Origin of the sequence: Caballeronia jiangsuensis, from assembly GCF_046030135.1 — a bacterium.
Classification (GTDB): domain Bacteria; phylum Pseudomonadota; class Gammaproteobacteria; order Burkholderiales; family Burkholderiaceae; genus Caballeronia; species Caballeronia jiangsuensis.
Window position 1 is genome coordinate 316134 of record NZ_JAQQDB010000001.1, and the last position, 23524, is coordinate 339657.

20 protein-coding genes are annotated in these 23524 nt (G+C 64.1%); 8 read left to right on the plus strand and 12 right to left on the minus strand.

All coding sequences use genetic code 11. The features are described from left to right. Window positions 1–5: 5 nt before the first annotated feature. On the minus strand, window positions 6–1307 hold the full coding sequence (gene dctA / locus PQR08_RS01415; RefSeq protein WP_250486780.1) for a C4-dicarboxylate transporter DctA: 1302 nt from the start codon (window positions 1305–1307) through the stop codon (window positions 6–8). Continuing rightward, window positions 1304–2233 carry a LysR family transcriptional regulator gene (locus PQR08_RS01420; RefSeq protein WP_250486779.1) on the minus strand — a complete coding sequence of 310 codons (930 nt, stop codon included), beginning with the start codon at window positions 2231–2233 and terminating at the stop codon, window positions 1304–1306. The genes dctA and PQR08_RS01420 overlap by 4 nt, the downstream gene beginning before the upstream one ends. A gap of 182 nt (window positions 2234–2415) precedes the next feature. Here PQR08_RS01420 and PQR08_RS01425 point away from each other — a divergent pair, with 182 nt between their 5' ends. Further along, window positions 2416–3543: an aminotransferase class V-fold PLP-dependent enzyme gene (locus PQR08_RS01425; RefSeq protein WP_408160994.1), complete on the plus strand. Its 1128-nt coding sequence runs from the start codon at window positions 2416–2418 to the stop codon at window positions 3541–3543. A 50-nt stretch (window positions 3544–3593) separates the two neighbouring features. Here PQR08_RS01425 and PQR08_RS01430 read toward each other — a convergent pair whose 3' ends face one another. Further along, entirely contained in the window at window positions 3594–4235 is a 642-nt protein-coding gene (locus PQR08_RS01430; RefSeq protein ID WP_250486777.1) for a dihydrofolate reductase family protein, read from the minus strand. Between the two features lie 261 nt (window positions 4236–4496). Between PQR08_RS01430 and PQR08_RS01435 the strand changes: the two genes are divergently transcribed. From PQR08_RS01435 to PQR08_RS01455, 5 genes are read left to right on the plus strand one after another with little or no spacing between them, the layout of a single operon-like run. Further along, entirely contained in the window at window positions 4497–5528 is a 1032-nt protein-coding gene (locus PQR08_RS01435; RefSeq protein WP_250486776.1) for a TRAP transporter substrate-binding protein, read from the plus strand. A 15-nt stretch (window positions 5529–5543) separates the two neighbouring features. Continuing rightward, window positions 5544–7439 (plus strand): TRAP transporter large permease, encoded by a 1896-nt coding sequence (locus tag PQR08_RS01440; protein ID WP_250486775.1) that lies wholly within the window; start codon window positions 5544–5546, stop codon window positions 7437–7439. A 19-nt stretch (window positions 7440–7458) separates the two neighbouring features. Beyond that, entirely contained in the window at window positions 7459–8520 is a 1062-nt protein-coding gene (locus PQR08_RS01445; protein ID WP_250486774.1) for a LacI family DNA-binding transcriptional regulator, read from the plus strand. Beyond that, window positions 8517–9524: a hydroxyacid dehydrogenase gene (locus PQR08_RS01450; protein ID WP_250486773.1), complete on the plus strand. Its 1008-nt coding sequence runs from the start codon at window positions 8517–8519 to the stop codon at window positions 9522–9524. The genes PQR08_RS01445 and PQR08_RS01450 overlap by 4 nt, the downstream gene beginning before the upstream one ends. Further along, window positions 9521–10324 (plus strand): amidohydrolase family protein, encoded by an 804-nt coding sequence (locus tag PQR08_RS01455; protein WP_250486772.1) that lies wholly within the window; start codon window positions 9521–9523, stop codon window positions 10322–10324. Before PQR08_RS01450 ends, PQR08_RS01455 begins: the two co-directional genes overlap by 4 nt. A gap of 10 nt (window positions 10325–10334) precedes the next feature. Here PQR08_RS01455 and PQR08_RS01460 read toward each other — a convergent pair whose 3' ends face one another. After that, window positions 10335–11582 (minus strand): ABC transporter substrate-binding protein, encoded by a 1248-nt coding sequence (locus PQR08_RS01460; RefSeq protein ID WP_408160997.1) that lies wholly within the window; start codon window positions 11580–11582, stop codon window positions 10335–10337. 50 nt (window positions 11583–11632) lie between these two features. Then, complete coding sequence (locus tag PQR08_RS01465; protein ID WP_250486770.1) at window positions 11633–12877, minus strand: DUF1479 domain-containing protein; 1245 nt, start codon at window positions 12875–12877, stop codon at window positions 11633–11635. Window positions 12878–12970: 93 nt separating this feature from the next. Here PQR08_RS01465 and PQR08_RS01470 point away from each other — a divergent pair, with 93 nt between their 5' ends. Further along, window positions 12971–13945 carry a helix-turn-helix domain-containing protein gene (locus tag PQR08_RS01470; protein WP_250486769.1) on the plus strand — a complete coding sequence of 325 codons (975 nt, stop codon included), beginning with the start codon at window positions 12971–12973 and terminating at the stop codon, window positions 13943–13945. Window positions 13946–13978: 33 nt separating this feature from the next. Here the strand turns inward: PQR08_RS01470 and PQR08_RS01475 are convergent, their stop codons facing one another. Continuing rightward, window positions 13979–14968: a D-2-hydroxyacid dehydrogenase family protein gene (locus PQR08_RS01475; protein ID WP_250486966.1), complete on the minus strand. Its 990-nt coding sequence runs from the start codon at window positions 14966–14968 to the stop codon at window positions 13979–13981. A 77-nt stretch (window positions 14969–15045) separates the two neighbouring features. Continuing rightward, window positions 15046–16407 (minus strand): MFS transporter, encoded by a 1362-nt coding sequence (locus PQR08_RS01480; protein ID WP_250486768.1) that lies wholly within the window; start codon window positions 16405–16407, stop codon window positions 15046–15048. 249 nt (window positions 16408–16656) lie between these two features. Between PQR08_RS01480 and PQR08_RS01485 the strand changes: the two genes are divergently transcribed. After that, window positions 16657–17424: an alpha/beta fold hydrolase gene (locus PQR08_RS01485; protein ID WP_250486767.1), complete on the plus strand. Its 768-nt coding sequence runs from the start codon at window positions 16657–16659 to the stop codon at window positions 17422–17424. 13 nt (window positions 17425–17437) lie between these two features. Here PQR08_RS01485 and PQR08_RS01490 read toward each other — a convergent pair whose 3' ends face one another. The 5 genes from PQR08_RS01490 to PQR08_RS01510 are packed head-to-tail and all read right to left on the minus strand — an operon-like array spanning window position 17438 to window position 23522. Then, window positions 17438–18373, minus strand: a complete 936-nt coding sequence (locus PQR08_RS01490; RefSeq protein WP_250486766.1) for a hydroxymethylglutaryl-CoA lyase — start codon at window positions 18371–18373, stop codon at window positions 17438–17440. Window positions 18374–18385: 12 nt separating this feature from the next. Then, window positions 18386–19747 carry an MFS transporter gene (locus tag PQR08_RS01495; RefSeq protein WP_250486765.1) on the minus strand — a complete coding sequence of 454 codons (1362 nt, stop codon included), beginning with the start codon at window positions 19745–19747 and terminating at the stop codon, window positions 18386–18388. A gap of 51 nt (window positions 19748–19798) precedes the next feature. After that, window positions 19799–20611, minus strand: a complete 813-nt coding sequence (locus PQR08_RS01500; RefSeq protein ID WP_250486764.1) for an enoyl-CoA hydratase-related protein — start codon at window positions 20609–20611, stop codon at window positions 19799–19801. Then, a complete protein-coding gene (locus tag PQR08_RS01505; RefSeq protein WP_250486763.1) occupies window positions 20608–21777 on the minus strand; it encodes a CaiB/BaiF CoA transferase family protein in 1170 nt (389 codons plus the stop codon). The genes PQR08_RS01500 and PQR08_RS01505 overlap by 4 nt, the downstream gene beginning before the upstream one ends. Next, complete coding sequence (locus tag PQR08_RS01510) at window positions 21774–23522, minus strand: hydantoinase B/oxoprolinase family protein (RefSeq protein WP_250486762.1); 1749 nt, start codon at window positions 23520–23522, stop codon at window positions 21774–21776. The genes PQR08_RS01505 and PQR08_RS01510 overlap by 4 nt, the downstream gene beginning before the upstream one ends. Between the last annotated feature and the right edge of the window lie 2 nt (window positions 23523–23524).

Sequence of the window (23524 nt, forward strand, 5' to 3'; positions counted from 1 at the left end):
ACGATTCAGCCCGGCAGGTCGGCGGGCTGATCGAGCGGTTCTTCCGGCTCGCGCGCAACGCTCAACGCTTTCTTCAGGCGCGCCCGGTCACAGGCGCGCTCCCACGTCGATACGAAGATCACCGCGCAGGCGTTGCTGATCACGCTCGTCAGAGCGCGCGCCTCGGACATGAAGCGATCGATGCCGACCAGGAGCGCGACACCCGCCAGCGGCAGATCGGGGATGACGGCGAGCGTCGCGACGAGCGCGACCAGCCCGCTGCCGGATACGCCCGCCGCGCCCTTCGACGTGAACAGCATGACCGCGAGCATCGTCGCGATCTGGCCGGCGGAGAGTTGGACGTCGCACGCCTGGGCGATGAACATCGTAGCGAGCGTCAGGTAGATCGCCGTGCCGTCGAGGTTGAACGAATAGCCGGCCGGCAGCACGAGACCGACGATCCCTTTGTCGCAGCCCAGCGCTTCCAGCTTGACGATGAGGCGCGGCAACACCGGTGTCGTCGACGACGTCGCGAGCACGATGACGAGTTCCTCGCGAATGTAGCGCAGCAGCCGCCAGAGCGAGAAGCCATGCAGGCGCGCGAGCGGCCCGAGCACGCATACGATGAACAGCAGGCATGCCGCATAGAACGTCACCATCAGCATGCCGAGCGAGCCGATCGATCGGATTCCGAAGCGGCCTACCGTGAACGCCATCGCGCCGAATGCGCCGCCGGGCGCGAGCCGCATGATCAGCGCGAGAATGCGAAACAGCACGTGCGCGATGCCGTCGATGAATTCCTGTACCCGCTGCCCGGCGCTCTGGCTGGCGTTCAACGCGAAGCCGAACAGCAGCGCGAGCAACAGGACCGGCAGCACTTCGCCTTTCTCGAAAGCGCCGACGAACGTCTTCGGAATCACATGCAGCGCGAATTCGACGAACCCGCGCGGCTGCGTGCGCGGCGAATACTGCGCCAGAACGGCCGCGTCGAGATGGCGTGGATCGATGTGCAGTCCGGCGCCGGGTTGCAGCGCGAACGCCGTCGCGAGGCCCAGAACGAGCGCGGCGATGGTGAGGAAGTAGAACAACGCCAGCGCTTTCAGGATGGTCCGGCCGATTGTCGAGCCGCTCGACAGCGACGTGATGCCGGTGACGATCGTGCAGAAGACGATCGGCGCGATCATCATGCGTACCAGTGCGACGAACGCATCGCCGAGCGGTTTGAGCGCCGCACCGGTCTGTGGCCAGAAGTGGCCGACGGTCATGCCGAGCCCCATGCCGAGCAGTACCTGTACGTACAGCAGATTGAAGGGCCTTGGCAGGTTCACTTCGAGGTCTTCTTCGCCGCACGGCCCATGCCGCTGCGTTTCGCTTCGAGGATCATCTGATAGAACTGTTGCGCAGCCGGCGCGAGCGGGCGTCCCCGCCGCCTGACGATGCCAACCCGCCGCGTCACGACCGGATCGACGAGCGGCACGCTCGTGAGAATCGGATGGTCACGCATGGGCATCGCCATCGACGGCACGGCCGCTACACCCAGTCCCGCTTCGATCAGGCCGAGCATGGTGGTGACATGGCGAGTCTCGCACACGCTCGGCGCGGCCGGCGACACGCTGGTCAACGCCTGATCCAGCAGCAGACGATTGCCGGAAGTCTTGTCGACGGAAACGTATTCGTGTTCATAAAGCTCATTCCAGGACACGCGCGTCTTTCTTGCCAGCGGATGATCGCGACGGCACGCGGCGACGAACCGTTCCTGCAGCAGGACCTTGAACTCGACCTCGGTTTCCTGGCTGCCCATGAAGCTGACGCCGAAATCGGCTTCACCGCTGATCACCGAGCCGAGCACTTCGTTGGCGCTCGAATCGAGCAGCTTGATCCGGATCCGCGGATAGCGGCTGTGATAGGCGGCCACGACGCTCGGCAGAAAATAGTAGGCAACCGACGGCACGCAAGCGATGGTCACGTGACCGAGGCGGCTGCTGGAGACGTCGCGGATGCCGAGCAATGCGACATCGAGATCGTCGAGAAGCTGTTCCGCGCTGTGGGCGAACACTCGGCCCACGGTGGTGAGCATTACGCTGCGAGTGGTCCGATCGAAGAGCCGCACGCCGAGCGCCGCCTCGAGCTTCTCGATGCGCCGGCTTAGCGCCGGTTGAGAAATGCTGACAGCCTCCGCTGCCTTGCGAAAGCTGCCTGTCTCCACGACGGCTCGAAACGCCTGCAAATCGTTCAGGTCGAAATTAACGCCCACAAGCCATCCTCGCAATTGACGTGCGCGTATTTTGCATCATGCCGACGGGCGTGCCTATCGAAGCGGCAGCGCTCAAGCGTTAGCCCGCGATTTGGCGGCACAATGGTCGTCACGTCAGCCGCGGGTCGCTTTCGTTAGAATCTGTTTCTGAACGTCGAATTCGTAATTCAAAGGAGGCAAACGTGCCAGGGTTACTTCCCGATGTGGACCGCGAGGGGCTCCTCGAATATTCGGTCGTCTACACAGACCGATCGATCAATCACATGTCGCAGCTCTTTCAAGGCGTCATGCGCGACATCTCCGATGCCCTGAAAAAAGTCTACAACGCGAAGTCGGCCGTTGTCGTCCCGGGCAGCGGGACTTTTGGCATGGAAGCCGTCGCCCGTCAGTTCGCGACGAACAAGAAGTGCCTGGTCATCCGCAATGGCTGGTTCAGTTTCCGCTGGTCGCAGATTTTCGACATGGGCGGCATTCCGGCGGAATCGATCGTTCTGAAAGCGCGTCCGGTTGCTGAAGGAAGGCAGGCCGCCTATGCACCGCCTCCGGTCGAAGAAGTGGTCGCGGCGATCAGGGAAAACAGGCCGGATCTGGTGTTTGCGCCGCATGTCGAAACCGCATCCGGGATGATGCTGCCCGATGCCTACTTGCGCGCGGTGGCCGACGCGGTTCATGAAGTGGGTGGAATGTTCGTGCTGGATTGCATCGCTTCCGGCACGGTATGGGTCGATATGCAGGCGAGTGGCATCGATATCCTGATCAGCGCACCGCAAAAAGGATGGAGCGCGTCACCCTGCTGCGCACTCGTCATGCTCGGCCCGCTCGCCCGCGAGAGAATCGATTCGACAACCAGCACCAGCTTCGCCTGCGACCTTCGCAAGTGGCTCCAAATCATGGAAGCATACGAGAACAACGGCTTCGCGTATCACGCCACGATGCCCACGGACGGCCTCACGATTCTGCGTGACGTCATGAAGGAGACGGAAGCATACGGCTTCGACAAAGTGAGAGCGGAGCAGCTCGAACTCGGCAAGCGCATTCGCTCACTGCTGGCCGAGAAAGGTTTCAAGAGCGTGGCAGCCGATGGTTTCGAGGCTCCGGGCGTGGTGGTCTGCTACACGGACGATGACGGCATCCGTTCCGGCAAGAAGTTTGCGGATGCCGGCTTGCAGATCGCGGCCGGCGTTCCCCTTCAATGCGACGAGCCCGCGGATTTCAAGACCTTCCGCATCGGACTGTTCGGGCTGGACAAACTGCATGACGTCGAAGGTTCCGTGGACAGGCTTGCCAAGGCACTGGACCGTATTCTTTAACCTGCTGGACAAGAGACGGTTCTCGACCGAGAACCGTCCGGTCAGACGACCTACTTCGCTAGAACGATGTGTGTGGCTCGCTCCGTCGGAACATGCTCGATCGTCCGATATCCCAGCGCGCGCAGATCGAGTCCGCTGAAAAGCGATTCCCCCTGGCCGAGCGCCACCGGCGCGAACGCGAGGTGAATTTCATCCACGTGGCCGGCCTGAATGTATTGCCTCACCGTTTCGGCGCCGCCGCCAATCTTGATGTCCTTTTCGCCTGCCGCTTCGCGCGCCTTTTGCAGCGCAACCTCGATGCCTTCCGAGACGAAATGAAATGTCGTGCCGCCCAGCATCTCGATCGGCGCACGCGGGTAATGAGTCAGCACGAAGGTCGGCGCATGATAAGGCGGATTATCGCCCCACCATCCTTTCCATTCCTCGTCCGGCCATTCGCCGCGAACGGGTCCGAACATGTTGCGGCCGAGAATGAAGGCACCGAAGCCATCCATTGCGCGTCGCGCGAAGCTGTCATCTAGGCCCGTGTCGCCATCGTCTTTTCCCTGCATCTGACGAAACGTCCGCGTCGGGAAAAACCATTGAAAGAGCTCCGCGCCTCGCACACCCAGCGGATTATCCAGGCTCTGATCGGTGCCCGCCGCGAAGCCATCGAGCGAAACACTGAAGCCGGCCACTTTTACCTTGGTCATTCTTATCTCCGTAGCTGCTTTGAATCTTCATGACACGAAATCCGCACCGGCGGATTTTCCTACACGCGCTCACTTTACTACCGACGCTCCCTCGTTTTCTCACAACGAATAGTGAACCCCGGTTGCGGGTAAACGCCCATTTGACCGCCCGATCCGATGACTTACTGTATCGATACACTAAATCGATACAGTCGCGCCGCCTCGTGGTGTCGCACTGAACCCGTCCGCCCGCGCTCGGAGCGGCATCCAGGAGACAACACCATGCATTCGATTTCCCGGCGACGATTCCTTCAAACGGCCTCGGCGGCCTCGCTCGCGGCGGCGGGAGCCGGTTTTCCCGCGATCGTGCGCGCCCAGCCCACTGTCGCATTGCGGCTCTCGTCATCGATGCCGCCCAACGAAAACGCCGCGCACTACGTGTGGTATCAGAACCTCGCCGCGAACCTGAAGGCCAGCGTCGGCGACCAGATTCGCATCGACTATTTCCCGAACAATCAGCTCGGCAAGGAAAGCGACGTCGTCCAGCAGGTGAAGGTCGGCGCGGTCGACATGATGGTCACCGGCTCGTCGATCTGGGCGACCGTGCTGCCTGAACTCGGCATGCTCGATCTCGGCTACGTGTTCGACAACTTCGACCATGTCGGCCGCGCGATGGATGGCACCGTCGGCAAGTCGTTCGACACCATGCTGCAACAGCGCGCGGGCTGCTCGGTGCTCACGTGGGGCTATTCGTTCGGCGCGCGCAACGTGTTCACGAAGAAGCCCACGCAATCGCTCGCCGATATCAAGGGCGTGAAGCTGCGCGTGCTGCCCACGCCCGCCTTCATGGAGACCTTCAAGCTGATGGGCGCGGTGCCGACGCCGATTCCCATCGGCGAGCTGTATATGGCCGCGCAAACAGGTGTCGTCGATGGCTTCGAGCACGACTGCGCGACCGTGCTCGCGAGCAAGTACGACGAAGTCGTGAAGTCGTGCTGGCAGACGCAGCACGTCTTCAGCCCGCTCGTCGTCGCGATGGGCCGCCGCGCGCTCGCGAAGATTCCGGAGAACCTGCGCCCCGCGTTTCAGAAGGCGGCGCAGGACGCGACCGCGAAGCAGCGCGTCGCAGCCATCCAGACGGCTGCCAGCGCCGAGCAGGAGCTGAAAAAGCGCGGCATGACCTTCTATCCGATGTCGAAGGCCGACCGCGACACCGCGCGCGGCGAGATGCAGTCGCAGTTGTATGCGAGCTTCTCGAAGCAGTATCCCGCGACCGCGCCGCTCTTCACCGCCATCGCCGCCACGCGCGGCTAACGAGGCAGGCACACCATGACCACTTTCTCCGCGACGCCCGGGCCGGAGGCGCAGCTCGCCGCGCCGGGCTTCGGCCATGAGACCGTGCTCGCGCGCGGCCTCGTGCGCCTCATGCACTGGATCGAATACTTGTGCGCGGCCGTGCTGGCGGCCGACGTGCTCGTCGTGTTCCTCTCCGTGATCTACCGCTATTTTCTGCACGATCCGTTCGACTGGGCCGAGGAAGTCGCCGGCGCGCTGATGATCGTGCTGGTGTTCTTCGGCGCCGCCACGGTGCTCGGGCGCAGCCAGCATGTCGGCGTCGATCTGTTTCGCGGCATGCTGCCCAGACGCTGGCAGACCCCGCTCGTGCATGTCGGACACTGGGTGATCGCGGGCGTCGCGGGGAATCTGTGCGTGTCGTCGTGTCTGCTGCTGATCGATTCCTACGGACAGATGACGCCGAGCGGCCTGCCCGCGTGGATCAACGTCTATCCGCTCGTGATCGGCAGCGTCTTCATGACGGTGTTCGCGCTCGCCAATGCCGTCAACGGCGCGCGCAAGACCGTGCTCGGCACGCTGATCGGCTGCGTGCTGCTCGCCGCGGCCGTGTTCGCGTGGAACGCGTTCGTGCCCGGTCACGCGCTCAGGCCGGGCTTCCTGCTGATGGCCGGCTTCATAGGCGGACTCGTGCTCGGCGTGCCGATCGGCTTCGTGCTCGCGTTTTCGGCGCTGCTGTACTTCCTTGCTGAGCCGTCCCTGCCGATGCTCGTCTATTCGCAGCAGGTGATGGCCGGCACCGATCACTTCGTGCTGCTCGCGATTCCGTTCTTCGTGCTCGCCGGCCTGCTGATGGAAACCAACGGCATGTCCTCGCGCCTGATCGAACTCCTGCTGCGGATGTTCGGACGCGTGCGCGGCGGTCTCGGCCTCATCACGATCATGGCGACCGCGTTCTTCTCGGGCGTGTCCGGTTCGAAGCTCGCGGATATCGCGGCGGTCGGCGGTGTCGTGATGCCGGCCGTGCGCCAGAGCAAGGAAGACCCGAACGAAGCCGCCGCGTTGCTGGCCTGCAGCGCCGTGATGGCGGAAACCATTCCGCCATGCGTGAACATGATCATCATGGGCTTCGTCGCGAACATCTCGATCGCGGGGCTGTTTCTCGCGGGCGTCGTGCCGGCTGCGGTGCTGGCGGTGGCGCTGGCGATCGTCGCGGTGATCTTCGGGCGCCGCATCAATCTCGCCGATGCGCTCACCAACCCGCGCGCGTGGATGCCGCTTGCCGGCGGCGCGCTGGTCGCGCTCGTCATGATCACGATGATCGGCAAGGGCGTGACCTCGGGTATCGCGACATCGACGGAAGTGTCCGCGTTCGCCGTGGTCTATGCGCTCGTCGTAGGCTGGCTGGCGTTTCGCGAACTCACGCCGAAATCGGTCGCGCGCGTGTTCGTGCGCTCGGCGTCGATGGCGAGCAGCATTCTGTTCATCGTGGCGGCGGCGTCGAGCGTGTCGTTCGCGCTGACCATCGAGCAGATTCCCGCGCTCGTGTCCGATTCGATGATCGCCTTCGCGCATCAATACGGCCCGACGATGTTCCTGCTGCTGTCCGTGCTGATCATGATCGTGTTCGGCGCGGTGCTGGAAGGCGCGCCCGCGCTCATCATCTTCGGGCCGCTGCTCACGCCGATCGCGACGCAGCTCGGCATCAACCCGCTGCATTTCGGCACGGTGATCGTCGTCGCGATGGGCCTCGGCCTGTTCGCGCCGCCGGTCGGCCTCGGCCTGTTCGCGACCTGCGCGATCACGGGCACGGAAATGAAAGCGGTGGCGCGTCCTATGCTCAAATACCTCCTGGTGCTGTGCGTCGCACTGGTGGTGCTGATTCTGGTGCCGTCGTTTTCGTTGTGGTTGCCGACCCGGCTCGGCCTGTAGCCGGCAGAAGCAAAACCTTATGAGCACCATTCAGGATGTCGCCCGCGAGGCCGGTGTGTCCGTCAGCACGGTATCCAACGTGCTCAACGGCCGCACCGACCAGATGCGCCAGGAAACGCTCGCGCGCGTGCAGGCCGCGATGAGCGCGCTGCAATACCGGCCGAGCACGCTCGCGCGTCAGTTGAAGACGGGGCAGACGCCGCTGATCGGACTTCTGGTGCCGTCGATCGCCAATCCGATGTACGGCTATATCGCGCGCGAAGTCGAAACCTGCGCGCAGGAGCGCTACGGCTATCGCGTGATGATCGGCAATACGTATCGCGATCCGGCGAAGGAAGCGTCGTTCTTCGAAGACCTGCTTTCGCAGGGTGTGCGGCGCGTGATCGTGATCTCGTCGCTCGCGAACGAGCGCCATCTGGAAACCGCCGTCGAGCGCGGCATGGTCGTCGTCAGTTACGACCGCCGCGCGACCGAAGGCGAGACCACGCGCGTCGAGCACGTCACGCCGGACAATTTCGAGGCGGCGAGAATCGCGACCCGGCATCTGATCGCGCACGGCCACACGCGGCTCGCTTTCGCCACGCTGACCGGCATGACGATGAGCCGCCGCGACAAGATCGACGGCTTTCTCTCGGCGGCGAAGGAAGCCGGCCTGTCGAAAGACGCGCGCGTGCTCGACAGCGGCCCGGTGAACGAATACGGCGATTCGATGATCGCCGAGAACGGCCGCGCGCTCGCGCGTCTGCTCGCCAGAGACGATGCGCGTCCGACGGGCGTCGTCGCCGTCAACGATCTGATGGCGCTCGGCCTGATGGCGGGCTTGCGCGAATGCGGCTTGCGCGTGCCCGAAGACGTGTCGATCGTCGGCATGGACGGGCATTTCCTCGCGGCGATCTCGAACCCGGCGCTGACCACCGTCCAGCTTCCGGTGCCCGCGATGGCAGCCGCGATGGTCGAACGCGCGATGCGTCCGCACGACGAACCGATGCCCGCATCGGAACAAGCGCTTTTCACGGATATCACGCTGGTCGAGCGCGAGTCGGTCGCGCGGCCCGCGAAGCAATTCAGGACGAGGATATGAACAAGGTTTTCGTGAGTCATCCCCGGCACATGCTGGACCATTACTTCGGCGCGCGCGCATCGGCTGCGCTCGCGCGGTTTGCGGACGTCGCGTACAACGCCGAAGACCGCGAACTGACGAGCGCCGAACTCGCCGACGCCGCGCGCGATGCCGATGTCATCATCGCGTACCGGCAGACGCCCGCGCCGCGCGCATTGTTCGACGCGCTGCCCAAGCTCGCCGCCTTCGTGCGCTGCGCGGTGGATATCCGCACCGTCGATGTCGATGCCGCCAGCGAAATGGGCGTGCTCGTCACGCAGGCGAGCGCGGGCTTCGTGCCCTCCGTATCCGAATGGGTGGTCGGCGCGATGCTCGATCTCGCACGCGGCACGACCGCGTATGCCGAGGCGTATCACCGCCACGAAGCGCCCGTGCCGAAGATGGGCCGCGAGTTGCGCGGCAGCACGTTCGGCGTGATCGGCTACGGGCAGATTGCGCGCTATCTGTGCGATCTCGCGCTGGCATTCGGCATGCGCGTGCTCGTGTCCGATCCGTACGCGACCGTCGACGATGCCCGCGTGCATCACGTGCGCTTCGACGACTTGCTCGCGCAGTCCGACTTCGTCGTGTGTCTCGCGCCCGCCAACGCGCAGACCGCGAATCTCATGAACGCGCAAACCTTCGCCGCGATGAAACCCGGCGCGTACTTCATCAACGCCGCGCGAGGCGAGCTCGTCGACGATGACGCGTTGCTCGCCGCGCTGGAGCGTGGTCATCTGGCGGGCTGCGCGCTCGATGTGGGCCGCGCCGCCGATCAGATGCCCGCGCCGAAGCTCGCCGCGCATCCGCGCGTGATCGCCGCGCCGCATATCGGCGGACTGACGCCGGGCGCGATCGAGCATCAGTCGATGGAAACGGTCGCGCAGACCGAAGCGCTGTTTCAGGGCCGCGTGCCGGCCGGCGCGGTGAATGCGGCGCACGCGTTCCGCCTTTCGGGTTTCCACTTGCAGGCGGCCGCGCGATGAACATCGAAGGCGCGTGCGATTGCCACATCCACGTCTACGAGAAGGCTTATCCGCTGGCCGCGAGCGCGACGTTCACGCCGCCGCCCGCGCCTGCCTCGGCATATCGGGACGTGCAGCGCGCGCTGGGTTTCTCGCGCGCGATCGTCGTGCAGCCGACCGGATACGGTTTCGATAACCGCTGCACGCTCGCGGCCATCGCGCAGCTCGGCGACGGCGCGCGCGGCATCGCGGTCGTGCCGCCCGACGTCGGCGATGACGAACTCCAGCGTCTGCACGATGCGGGCATACGCGGCGTGCGATTCATGATGCTTCCAGGCGGCGTGTTGCCGTGGGACGCGCTCGTGGATATGTCGGCGCGCATCGCGCCGCTCGGCTGGAATGTGAATCTTCAACTCGACGGCCACACGCTGCCGCAACACGAAGCGATGCTCGCGCGCTTGCCGTCGAAGCTCGTGATCGATCATCTCGGCAAGTTTCTCGCGCCGGTCACGCCGGAAAGCCCCGGGTTCGCGTCGTTGTGCCGTCTGCTCGACGGGCCGCGTTGCTGGATCAAGCTGTCCGCGCCGTACGAAAGTTCGCGCGACGGCGCGCCCGGTTTCGATGACGTGTCGTGGCTCGTTCGCACGATTTCGACACGATTTCCCGAGCGCGGCGTGTGGGCATCGAATTGGCCGCACCCCAACGTCAAGCCCGTTCCCGACAACACGCGCATGCTCGACTGGGCGATGCGGCTCGTGGAAACGGACGAGACTCGCCGCAGGATACTCGTCGATAATCCGGCGGCGTTGTACGGGTTCTGATCGAATTCCTTTACTTCACCTTCGCCGCGGCGGCGAGCTTGCGCACGCCCTCCTTCGCGTCCTCGTTCGAGTTCATGAAATTCGTCACGACATCGGTGATTGCGCCGGCCGTCACCGGGGATTGAAGTTCACCGAAGGCCAGTGAAGGAAAGAATCCGCCCGACTTGATCGTCGCCTGTTCGTCCGCCCGCGATTTCTTCGCGCAGCTATCGAACTTGTCCATCGGCACATCGAGCCTGACGGGTATCGAGCCCTTGTTGAGACTGAACTGCTCCTGAAACTCGGGGGACATGATCGTCTTGGCCATCGCGAGCTGTCCCGGCGTCGCGTCCTTCTTGCCGTTCTGCTGAAAGAACACGAATGCATCCGCCGTGTACGTGTAGGCGTTCGATGTGCCCGGCGCGGGCGCGCAGATGAAATCGACATCGGCCTTCTTGTTCGCGTTGGCGAACTCTCCTTTTGCCCAGTCGCCCATGAACTGCATGCCGCCCGTTCCGGAGATCACCATCGCGGTGGCGAGATTCCAGTCGCGGCCGTGATAGGCCTTGTCGAAGTAAGTCCGGATCGTCTGCACGGTCTCGAAGACCTGCACCATCTTCGGCGACGTCAGCGTTTTCTGATCGAGATCGACGAGCGCCTTGCGATAAAACTCCGTGCCTTGCGACAACACCACCGTCTCCCAGATCGTCATGTCCTGCCAGGGCTGACCGCCGTGCGCGACAGGCGTGATGCCCGCCGCGCGAAACTTGTCGGCGAGCGCGAAAAACTCCGGCCATGTCGTGGGCGGCGCACCGCCCACCTTGTCGAGGTCCGCCTTGTTGATCCATAGCCAGTTGATCCGATGCACCGAAAAAGGCGCCGCCACATAGTGCCCGCCCGCCTTCACGTCTTTGTCGATCTGCGCGGGCGTATGGCTTTTCCAGTCCGATGCCGCCTGATCGATCGTGACGAGCACGCCCTGGTCGGCCCAGTCCTGAATCAGCGGCCCCTTGATCTGCGCAGCCGATGGCGCATTGCCCGAAATCACCTGCGTCTTGAGTGCCGTCATGGCCGCCGTGCCCGAGCCGCCCGCGACAGCGAAGTCCTTCCATTCGTAGCCCTGTTTGCTCATATCGTCCTTGAGCACGCGGATGGCTTTCGATTCGCCGCCGGACGTCCACCAGTGCAGGACCGAAATCTGTTCGGCGGCGAGTGCCGCATGCGTACCGGCGATGACGAGCGCGACGGCCGCTGCCGCCGACGTCAGTGAGTGATTCATTGCAGTCTCCGATTTTGTCTTTATGAGTGATGCGACGCGTTCTTTGCCGGCTACAGGTCGAGCCCGAGTTGCGCGCGTCCGAGCGGCGACAGATCGTCGACAGTCGCGCGGCCCGTGAAATCGGTTTCGAAATGATCGGCCGGAAAGTCGGGCGGGCTTTCGCCTTTCAGGAAACTCGGCGACTGCCGTTTGAGATAGGCATCGTTCTTGGCGCATGCGGGCGCGGAGGCGATATACATCACGTTGCTGTAGCCCGCGCCCTTGTGCTCGTCTTCGACTGCGTGGATGACGTCGCTGTGCCAGAACACCGTATCGCCCGCTTCCATCTTCGGGATCGACGACAGCGCTTCGAACAGCGGCGCGTGAAATTCCGGCTTGATCGAGAGCGCGCGTCCCGGCATCGCGCCGCACAGATCGTCGTCGGCGACATCGTCCTGCAGGGCGCGCAGGAGGATGTACACCATCGCGTTGGCGATGGGCACGAGTTGCAGCGTGCCGTCGCCGGGGCCTTGCGGCGTCAATGCGGTCCAGCCCTGGAACGTGCGGAACATCGAGCAGACGGCAGGCGATGCGATCTCTTCCACATCGGGGCGGAAGGCGGCATCGAACGGATCGTAATCGCGCCAGTCGCCCGCGAACACATGGCGATACACCTTGCGGAAATTGCCTTCGATCCAGCGTTCGACCGAGCCGCCATCGCAATGCGCCGACAGGCCGAGCGACGCCGAGCCGGGCGGCCGGCGGCGCAGACGGTCGGCATAAACGGGCACGCGTTCCGGATCGAAGTGAACGCGCCCGTCGCTTTCGTTGCGCCAGAGCTTGTTGAGAAAGACACGCGCGGCCGTGAGCGACGCCGACTGACGCGCCAGCACTTGCGGCTTCGACCAGTACACGCCGTAAATCTGCGGCTTGCTCGATGCCAGTTGCCCGAAGTATTTGTCTTCGGCGCGGTTCTCGAGGCGCTTGTCGAGATGGTTAAGCTCGACGTACTGCGCGATATCGTCGTCCCAGCTTTGCACCTGCTCGCGAGGAAAGACATTGCGGATCACGCACGCGCCGCGCGATTTGACGAGCGCGATTTCATCGGCGCTCACACGTTGTCCGGCGATGTCGGAGAACTGAATCTCGGGAATGACATTCTCTCCGCGACCGCGTTGCGCGGCGATTCGCTTCGCTTCTTCACCGATCGATGCTTCGACTTCGGCGAAGACTTCCCGGTAATTCGGCAGCGCCGCGCGCAGTTCCTTTTTCGCCTGCCGGATCGCGCTCGACAAGTCATCGATTTTCAGCGCCATGATCGTCTCCACGTAAATTTCTGTGCGAAAAGCATATGACGCCGGCGCAGGCGCGAGTGATACTATTCAGGCAATTCATTCGCACTTTCGGCCATGAAACCAGCGTACGAACATGTCGAGTTCGGCGAGGATTGTTCGGTGCGGGTTTACCATCGGCGGCTTCCGCGCATTCCGTTCGAATGGCATCACCACCCGGAATACGAGCTGACGCTGACGATGAACAGCCAGGGCAAGCGCTACATCGGCGACTCGGTCAACGACTATCAGGCCGAGGATCTCGTGCTCGTGCCACCGGATTTGCCGCATACATGGTCATCGAACCGGTCGATCGATTCCGGCTTGCCGCAGGTCGCCATCGTCATCTGGTTCGACGGCGAGTGGGCGCGGCGCATGGCGGATTGCTGCCGCGAATACGAGCCGCTTCGCAAGCTCTTGCGCCGTGCGGCGTGCGGACTCGCTTTCGAGCCGGCTGTGGGGGAATGGATGCGCGGCCGCCTCGGGCCCTTGCTCTCGAACGCGCCGCGCGAACGCCTGAGCGCGGCGCTCGATATTCTGTGCACGCTCGGCGAAGCGCCCGGCCATCCGCTCGCGTCGCCGAGCGCGTTCAATCAGACGAACGCGGGCCCATCCGGTCACGAACCGGAGAGGATCAATCGTGTTCTTTCGATGATCGATGCCCGCTTCGCCGAACCGCTTCGGCTCGCGGAGCTCTGCGCGGCGGCCAGCCTGTCGGAACGCACGCTGACGCGCTATTTCGTGCAGCATATCGGCGAGAGCGTCGGTCGGTATATCGCCCGGGTTCGCATCGGCCATGCGTGCCGGATGCTGGGCGACACGTCCTTGCCCATTTCCGTCATCGCTGCCCGCTCGGGCTTTGCGAATGTCGCCAATTTCAATCGGCAGTTCAAGGCCGCGAAGCACACGACGCCGGTTGAGTATCGGCGTCGGTTTCTGGCTGCGGGCATCGCGGAGAAGGACACGGCGACCAGCCTGACCGAACGGTCTCCGTCGCTGCAACGAAAAACGAAAGCCGCGCGGCGGCGAAACGGCGAAGCGGGCGCCGCCTAGCCGGTGTCAGCCATGTCGGCTGCAAACGAGCGTCTATGCACTCTGTGCGATGTAACTGATCTCGCGCTTCGCAGGCGTAAGCACGCGGACGGGCGTACCGCCTATCCAGGCTCGAATGTTTTCAACCGACTCGCCATAGTAGATGCGATAAGACTCATCGGTGACGTAACCGATGTGCGACGTCGCTATCACATTGTCCAGAGAGCGGAACGGATGCGTTGCCGGCAAGGGCTCCTGATCGAAAACGTCGAGCGCCGCGCCCGCGATTCGTTTCGCTCGCAAGGCATCGATCAGGGCTTGCTCGTTGACGATCGGTCCGCGCGCGGTGTTCACCAGCAAGGCGTGCGGTTGCATCGTGGCCAGCTCGGCTTCGCCGACCAGATCCCGCGTTCGGTCCGATAGCCGTACATGAACCGAGAGGATATCGCTGGAGGCGAACAGCTCCTCCTTCGGCACGTAAAGCGCGCCATGCTTCGCGGCCGACTCCCGGGTCATGTTCTGGCTCCAGGCGATCGTGCGCATCCCGAAAGCCTGCGCCACCCGCGCGGTCGCGCCGCCGGTGTAGCCGAGGCCCAGAAGTCCGATCGTCTTGCCATGCAGGTCGCCACCGACCGATACTTGCCAGCCTCCCTTGCGGAACGAAGCGACTTCGCTCGGGATGTGCCGCGTCGCCGCGAGGATGAGCGCCCAGGCAAGTTCCGCCGCGGCCGTTGGCGACGACGCGGTCCCGCAAACCGTGATGCCGAGTTCATGCGCGGCTTCGATATCGATGGCTGCGTTCCACGGCCCCGTGCTTGCCAGCAGCTTCAGATTCGGCAACCTGGACAGGATGCGTTGCGTGAACCAGGTGCGCTCGCGCATCACGCAAAGAATGTCGTAGGGTTGCAGGCGCTCGACCAGATCGTCCTCGTCACTGATCGTGTTCGTGAAGACGGTGATGTTGGCGTGTTCGCGCAAGCTGTCCCAGTCTCCGAATCGAAGCGCGGTGTTCTGGAAATCATCGAGAATGGCAATGTTGTGCATATGTCTCAGTCTGTTCCTGTCGAATCGAATTCGGCCGATACGTCCGTCATCCTGTGCATCGGTCCTCTCGTTGCAGATCATGCCTGCGCTTCGCCCCGGCCTCTGAAACCGAGCAACATGACGAGAATGCCCGCCACGAGTATTGCCGTCATCACGTAAAGGCCGCTGACGAGCGTGCCCGTCGCGGTCTTGAGCCATCCGATGACGAACGGACTGCAAAAACCACTCAGCAAGCCGATGCAATTGACGAAAGCGATGCTCGTCGCGGCCGCCGGAGAGCCATTCAGATAGTCCGCTGCGAGCGACCAGATGAGCACGTTCGTGGCGAAGATGCCGACGCAGGCAACCGTCAACAGCCCGACGGTCAGCGCGGGAGAATTAGTCGGATGCGACACGAGCAATAACGCGACGGCGCCTATGAAGCCCGCGATGGCCGCATGCCACCGGCGTTCGAGCATCCGATCCGAGCTTCGGCTTATCGCGACCATGCCGATCGCGCCCATGCCGTACGGTATGACGGAAAGCCATCCGAGCAGGGAAAGATTCGAAATGCCCGCGTCTTTCATGACGGTCGGGAGCCAGAACGTCACCGAATAGGTTCCGCAGACAAAGGCGAAATCGATGAACGCCAGCATATAGACTTTCGGATCCGAAAGCGCCTCGGCGAGCTTCGCATGACCATGCTGCCCGGCACTGCGCTTTCGCTCCATCTCCACTTCGAAGCCCTGACGAAGCACGTTCTTCTCCGCTTCGGTGAGCCATCTTGCTTTTTCGATGTTGTCGTCCAGCAGGAACAGCGTGACGAGACCCAGCACGACCGCGGGCAATGCCTCGACGATGTAGAGCCATTGCCATCCGGCGAGGTTGGCGACGTGCGCAAGACTCGTCATCGCCCATCCCGACACCGGTCCGCCGACGAGCCCCGCGACCGGGAAGCCGACCATGAAGCACGCGATGATCACGCCGCGCCTTCTCTCCGGAAACCATGAACTCAGGTAGAAGATCACGCCTGGGAAGAAGCCTGCTTCAAAGACGCCGAGGAGCAGACGGACGACATAGAACTGAGGGACATTCGTCACGAACGCGGAGCACGCTCCGACGATTCCCCAGCAGATCATGATGCGCGCGATGGTCTTCTTCGCGCCCATGCGCCTGAGCAGCATTGCGCTCGGCACTTCCAGCAGGCAGTACGAGAGAAAGAAGATGCCGGCGCCCAGACCATAGACGCTATCGCTGAAGCCGAGCGCATCCTGCATCTGCAGCTTCGCAAAGCCGACATTGATGCGGTCCAGGAACGCGACGACATAACACACGAAGAGCAGCGGCACGATGCGAAGCGTGACTCGCAAATAGAGCGCGCGCTCACGCGCGCTTGCGCTCGAGCCGGACTCGAGAGAATCGGCTGATGTCGGATCGGACTCTAGAACGGACTGGTTCACTCGCTGTCTCCATGTCTTGCGGCTTGGGCTAATGTGATCGGCTCGAGAATCCGGCAATCAGGTCAGTCTAAGAAACATCGATGCGCGAAGATAATGAAAAGTACCGATCAGGTGAGACGCCCGGGTTATATCGGTGATAACCAGTAACCGGCTATGCTCGAAGCACCCGTCGATCGGTTGCGTAGCGGCTCTATCTCTGCGACGATTCACCGTGCCTTCATGCACGCATGCATCGATCAGGAGACCGGCTTGAACGACACCCCACGGAACGACTCGCCCGATACCCCGCTTCGCTTCAACTTCGTCCTGGTCCACGGCGCCTGGCACGGCGGCTGGGTCTGGCGATCCGTCATGGACGAACTCACCGGGCGCGGCCATCGCGTAATGGCGCCGACGATGACCGGACTCGGCGAGCGCCATCACTTGATCGCATCGGCGACGTCGCTCGATGTGAACATCGCCGATATCGTCAACGTCATCGAAGCAGAGGAACTGAACGATGTCGTGCTCGTGGGTCATAGCTATGGCGGTCTCGTTGCATCGGGCGTCGCCGATCGTATTCCCCACGCGCTGCGCACCATCGTATTCCTCGACAGCCTGCTCGTGGAAAGCGGACAGTGCGCGTTCGATGTCCTGCCCGCAAGCGTGGTCGACGAGCGTCGTGAATCGGTGAGGGGAAGCGGCCAGTCACTCGGCATGCCGGTCAGCGGCTTGAAGGGCACCGGCATTCCGGACGATCATCCGCTTGCCGGCTGGGTTCTCCGGCGGCTCACGCCGCATCCGCTGGCGACCTATACCACGCCGCTTCTGCTCGAACATCCGCCCGGCAATGCGCTGCCTTGCACCTACGTGCATTGCGCGAATCCTTCGTACGACACGCTGGCGCACGTGCGCGAACACGTTCGGTCGCGGCAGCCGGACTGGGGCTGGGAGAGCATCGACACAGGCCACGATGCGATGGTACTCGCGCCCGGCCTGCTGGCCGATCTGCTCGAACGGCTCGCGACGGCGTCCTAAGCCTTCGAGCGACTCACGCGGTGATCGCCTCCCGATGCACGAAGGTCTTCGGCAATCCCGCGCGGGCGATCGCGCCCGTGAACGGCTCGCCCGGCAGCCATGCGGCGATCGTCTCGCGAATCGCCAGCAGTTCGTCTATATCGATACCTGTGCGCAGACCTTGCGCTTCGAGCATGAACACCGTGTCCTCGGTGTTGATGTTGCCCGTCGCGTTGGGCGCGAACGGACAGCCGCCCAGCCCGCCGAGCGAGGCATCGAACGCACGCACGCCCGCATCGAGCGCGGCCATGACGTTGGCGAGACCCAGACCGCGCGTGTCGTGAAAGTGACAGGCGACGGGCACCTGCCCCGCAAGCGCCAGCACCTGCCGCATGAGCGCACGCACCTGCGCGGGATTCGCATAGCCGACCGTGTCGGCGATGGTGATCTCCTGCGCGCCGGCTTCGATGAGCGTTTCGACGAGTCCCAACACGATGCTTTCGTCCACCTTGCCCGCGATCGTGCAGCCGAACGCGGTCGCCACGCCCGCGCCGAGCACGATATCGCGGCCCAGTTCGTCGCGCGCCGCCGCGATGCGCACGAAGTCGTCCACCGACTCCGCCGTGCTGCGCCGCACGTTCTTCAGGTTGTGCTCGTTGCTCGCGGACAGCACGTAATGCACCTTGGCGAGGCCCACGTCGAATGCCCGCTGCGCGCCCTTCAGGTTCGGCACCAGCGCGGCGGCATGAAGGCCGTTGATGGCAAGTGCGCCTGCCGCGACCTCGACCGCGTCCGCGAACTGCGGCACGATTTTCGGCGGCACGAAGGACGTCACTTCGATATCGGTCACGCCCGCATCGACGAGGCGCGCGCACCATTCGAGCTTCTGCTCGCTCGTGAGGATGGTGCGCACCATCTGCAAGCCGTCGCGCAAGCCGACTTCGCGAATCTGCACTTCTCTATCGTTCATGTGAGCTCCTGTTCAGATCGTCGCATCGGCGACCGCATCGCTGCTTTCATCGGTATGTCCGGCGGTCGCCGCGGCGGTCGATGTCGCAGGCGCGAGCACCACGGCGGCGATGGCGCCGAGCACCATCAGCAGCGCGATCGCGCCGAGACCGCCCGCCATGCTGTTCGTCATGGTCTTGATCGAGCCGATGATCATCGGACTGACGAAGCCGCCGAGCAGGCCGACACAATTGATCACCGCGACGCCGCCCGCCGCGCCGCTGCCGCGAATGTAATCGGTCGAGATCGCCCAGATGAGCGGATTGGGCGCGAGGATGCCCGCCGTCGCCACCGACAGCGCCGCCAGCGACAGCGCGAGGTTGCCCGTCGTGAACGCCGCGACGACGAGGCCTGCCGCGCCGAACACCATCGCGATGGCGCAATGCCAGCGCCGCTCCATGGTGCGGTCGGAATGACGGTTCAGCATGATGAGCGCGATCCAGCTCACGAAATACGGAATCGCCGAATAGCAGCCGATCTGCAATGCGCTCGACACGCCCGCGCTCTTGATGAGCGTCGGCAGCCAGAAGCCGATTGCGAACACGCCGGCGATCTGCGTGAACCACACGAAGCCCATCACGTAGACGCGGAAGTCCCTAAGCGCGCGGCCGAAGGTGTGCTCCGTGTGGGTCGTCGAAACGCTCGAACTCCGGCGAATGTCGTGAATCACGACGGCCTTCTCGCGCTCGGTGAGCCACTTCGCCTGCTGCGGACCGTCATCGAGAAAGAAGAACGCGATCACGCCGAGCACGCTCGCCGGCAAGCCCTGCACGATGAACATCCACTGCCAGCCATGCAGGCCGAAGTAGCCGTTGAAGTAGGTCATCAGCGCGCCCGACAGCGGCCCGCCGAAAAGACCCGCGATGCCGGTCGCGCAGGTGAAGATGGCGATCACCTTGGCGCGCCGCTCGACCGGATACCAGCGCGTCAGATAGAAAATCACGCCGGGATAAAGCCCCGCCTCCGCGAGCCCGAGAAAGAAGCGCACGGTGTAGAGATGCGAAGGCAGCGTGACGAAGGCCGTGCCCGCCGCGATCAAGCCCCACAGGATCATGATGCGCGAGAACGTGCGCTTCACGCCGATGCGCGCGAGCAGCAGATTGCTGGGCACTTCCATCAGCACATAGCCGAGAAAGAAGATGCCCGCGCCGATGCTGTAGGTGAGATCGCTGAAGCCCACGTCGTGCTTCATGTCGAGCTGCGCGATGCCGATGTTGATGCGATCGAGAAACGCGAACACGTAGCACAGGAACAGGAACGGTATGAGCCTGCGCGTGATCTTGCCGTAGGTCGCTTCGGCGTCCGGCCTGTCGAAGCTGCCGATGTCGGGTGTCATGTCTGTCTCCTCCGGTGAATCCGGGTTTCGGGTCGGCCGTGCCGTTATGGTCTAGCGGCCTTTGAATCGGGGTGAGCGTTTCTCGTTGTAGGCGCTGATGCCTTCGAGACGATCCTCGGTCGGAATCAGCCGGTTGTACGCTTCGATTTCCAGATACAGCCCGGTGCGCAGGTCGCCCTGCATGCCGAGGTCGATCGCCTTCTTCGCCTGCGCGACCGACAGCGGCGCGCTCGTGCAGATGTCGCGCGCCGCGTCGATGGCATCGGCCAGCACACGTCCCGGTTCGCACAGACGGTTGACGACGCCCCACGCGAGCGCTTCCTGCGCCGTGAACTTCGCGCCGCGCAGGATCAGCTCCTTCGCCCGCCGCACACCGATGGTCCGCGGCAATTGTTGCGTGCCGCCGCCGCCCGGCATGATGCCGCGCTTCACTTCCGTGAAGCCGAACATCGCGTTCGCCGTTGCATAGGCGAAGTCGCAGGCGAGCAGCAGTTCCAGCCCGCCCGCGACCGCCGAACCGTTGGCCGCACAGATGATCGGCACCGGGCAATAAGTGATCGCGCGGTTCATGCGCTCGAACAGATAGTGCTGCACGCCGAATTGCTCGTCGGTCATGCCTTCGCGTTGCTTGAGGTCCGCGCCGCCGCAGAACGCGCGCTCGCCCGCGCCCGTCAGGATCACGCAGCGATACAGCGCCGGGTTCGCTTCGAGCGCGCCGAATACGCGGATGATTTCGTCGCCCATCGCCGTGCTGATCGCATTCGAGACTTCCGGACGGTTCAGTTTGACGATGAGGATCTGTTCGTCGATTTCTTCGAGCGTCAGCGCGTCGAGCGCGCCAGCCAGTTGCGATGCAAGTTTCAAGATGTCTCCAGTGGCGTCTTCGCCAGCAGATGATTGTGTTCGCCGAGCTTCGGCGTGACGCCCGTGTGCGCGGGCCGCGCGCCGCCGAACGAGATCGGCACGCCGACGATCGTCGCCGCGCCGTCGTCGGTGGTGCGCAGCAGGTCGAGCGCCTTGGTCTGCTCGTGCTGCACCACCTGATCGATGGTCTGGATCGGTCCGCACGGAATGCCGGCTCGATCGAGCGCATCGAGCCAGTGCGCGGCGCCGCGCTTGGCGAATTCGACATGCAGCAGATCGATCAGCTCGACCCGGTTGCTCACGCGCGCGCCGTTGGTGACGAAGCGCGCGTCGTCGGCGATCGCGGGAATCGCGAGCACGTCGCACAGGCGGCGGAACAGGCGGTCGTTGCCGGCGGCGACCATGATGGTGCCGTCCGCGCATTCGAAGGCCTGATGCGGCACGATCGCGGCCGTCCCCGATCCCCAGCGTCCCGGCAACACGCCCGAGGCGAGATAGTCGGCGATCTGGATGCCTGCCCAACTGATCGCGGTCTCGTACAGCGACACCGACACGACTTCGCCCGCGCCCGTCGCCTGGCGTCTGAAGAGCGCGGCGAGCACGCCGATCGCGGCCCACAGCCCCGTGCCCATGTCGTTCACCGACACCGGGATGCGCGACAGCGGTTCGCCCGGCTGGCCGAGAAAGCTCATCAGACCGGACAACGCCTGCACGAGCGGATCGTAGCCGGGTTTGTCGCGCAGCGGCCCGGCCGTGCCGAACGCGCCGAGGTTGCAATAAACGAGCGACGGCTTCATGCCCAACATCTGTTCGCCGCCGAGACCGTACTTCTCCGTGCCGCCCGCCTTCAGGTTCTGCAGCACGACGTCGGCGCGGCGCGCGATCAGTTCGCGCAACGCCTGCGCTTCATCCGGATTCGACAGCGACATCGCGATGCTCTGCTTGCCGTGGTTCACCGCATGAAACAGCGCGGCCGCGCCATCGACGAAGGGCGGGCCCCAGTCGCGCGCGTAGTCGCCGTGCTCCGCGCTCTCGATCTTGATCACCTCCGCGCCCAGCGAACCGAGGATCATGCCCGCGTACGGCGCGGCGAGGCTGTGGCCGATCTCGATCACGCACACGCCCGCGAGCGGCAGTGTCCGGTTCATGGTTTCGTGCGTGCTCATGGCGCCGCCACTTCCATCGGCGCGTCGGCTGCCTGCTCCGGTGCCGCATGGTGACGCTGCCCATAGAGTTGCGCCGCCGCGTCCGCGCTGATGTAGCCATCGGCGACATCGGCGTCGATACGCGTCTGCTCGCGTTCGCCCGGATCGCCATAGCCGCCGCTGCCCGCGGGCTGCACCGTCACGCGATCGCCGCGATACACGACCGTCTGCCCGCCCTTCGCCGCGACCTTGTGCTCGCTGCCGTCCGCGCGCTCGACTACGCACTGAAAACGCGTGCCGGGCTGGCCGCCGAAGTGGCCTTCGGGCGCCGATCGTCCGCGCTCGCCGGAAACGGTGAAAGTGGCTTCGTCATACTCGACTCGATACACGCGCCGCGAGGTCAGCCCGCCACGCCGGCGACCCGCGCCGCCGCTGTCGGTGACGAGCGACCATTCCTCGACGAGCAGCGGCGAAGTCGCTTCGATCATCTCGACCGACTGGCTGCCCGCGTTGCCCACATAGACGCGCACGCCGCTCACGCCGTCCTTGCCCGCGCGCGCGCCCATGCCGCCCGCGTGGACGTCGTGCATCGTGACGAATTCCTGGCCGGTGCGGGCGACGCGCACCTCATCGGTATCGCGTCCGCTGAAAATCCCCGCGCACGACGCGCAGTTGCTTTGTCCCGTGATGCGCTCCGGCACCGCGGGCGCGAGCGCCTTGAGCAGCAGATCGATCACGCGCGGCGAGGTTTCCGTGTTGCCCGACACGACCGACGCCGGATAGCGGCAGTTCAGCACGCTGCCCTCGGGCGCGATGATCGTCACCGGCCGATAGCAGCCCTGGTTGATCGGGATGCCGGGATCGGTCAGCGCCTTCACGGTGAACCAGGTGCTGTTGCAGGTGACCGACAGCGGACAGTTGATGCCGCCGCGCGCCTGCGTGCCGGTGCCGGTGTAATCGAAAGTGATCTGGTCGCCGGTCTTGGTGATCTTCACCTTGAGCAGCGGGCGCTCCTGTTTCCAGCCCGGCGCTTCGATCGGATCGAGATACTCCTGCGCTTCATAGACGCCATCGGGAATGCGCGCGATCTCCGCGCGGATCAGCTTTTCCGAGTGATCGAGGCTCTGGCTCATCACGTCGCGCAGCGCATCGGCGCCGTACTTCGCCACCAGTTCGCCGATGCGGCGGTCGCCCACGAAGGTGCCCGCGTATTGCGCCTGGATGTCGAGCAGCAGTTCGTGCGCGTTGCGGCTGTTTCTCGTGAGCAGGTTGAGCATGTCCTGCACCGGCTCGTCGTTGCGATAGAGAAACACCGGCGGAATGCGGATGCCTTCGGCAAACACGTCCCAGGTCGTGACGGTATAGCTGCCCGGCGACTGCCCGCCGATATCGGTCCAGTGGCCGCGCGTCATCACGAACGCGACGATCCTGCCGTTTGCGAACACGGGCCGCGTGAACTGCACGTCCGGCTGATGATTGCCGCCGCCCACGTAGGCGTCGTTGCTGACGATGACATCGCCGGGGCGCAGGTTCTCGCGCCCGACCGCTTCGACCGACACGCGCGTCGAGATGACGGCCGAGCCGAGCATCGTCGGAATGTCGTTGCCTTGCGCGACGAGTTGCATGTCGGCGTCGAAGATGGCGGCCGACGAATCGCCGCTCGCGTGCATGAGCGGGCTGCCGGCGGTGCGCATCATCGCGATCTTCATTTCACGCGCGACCGCGAAGAGACTGCTGCGGATGATTTCGTAAGTAACGATGTCCATTA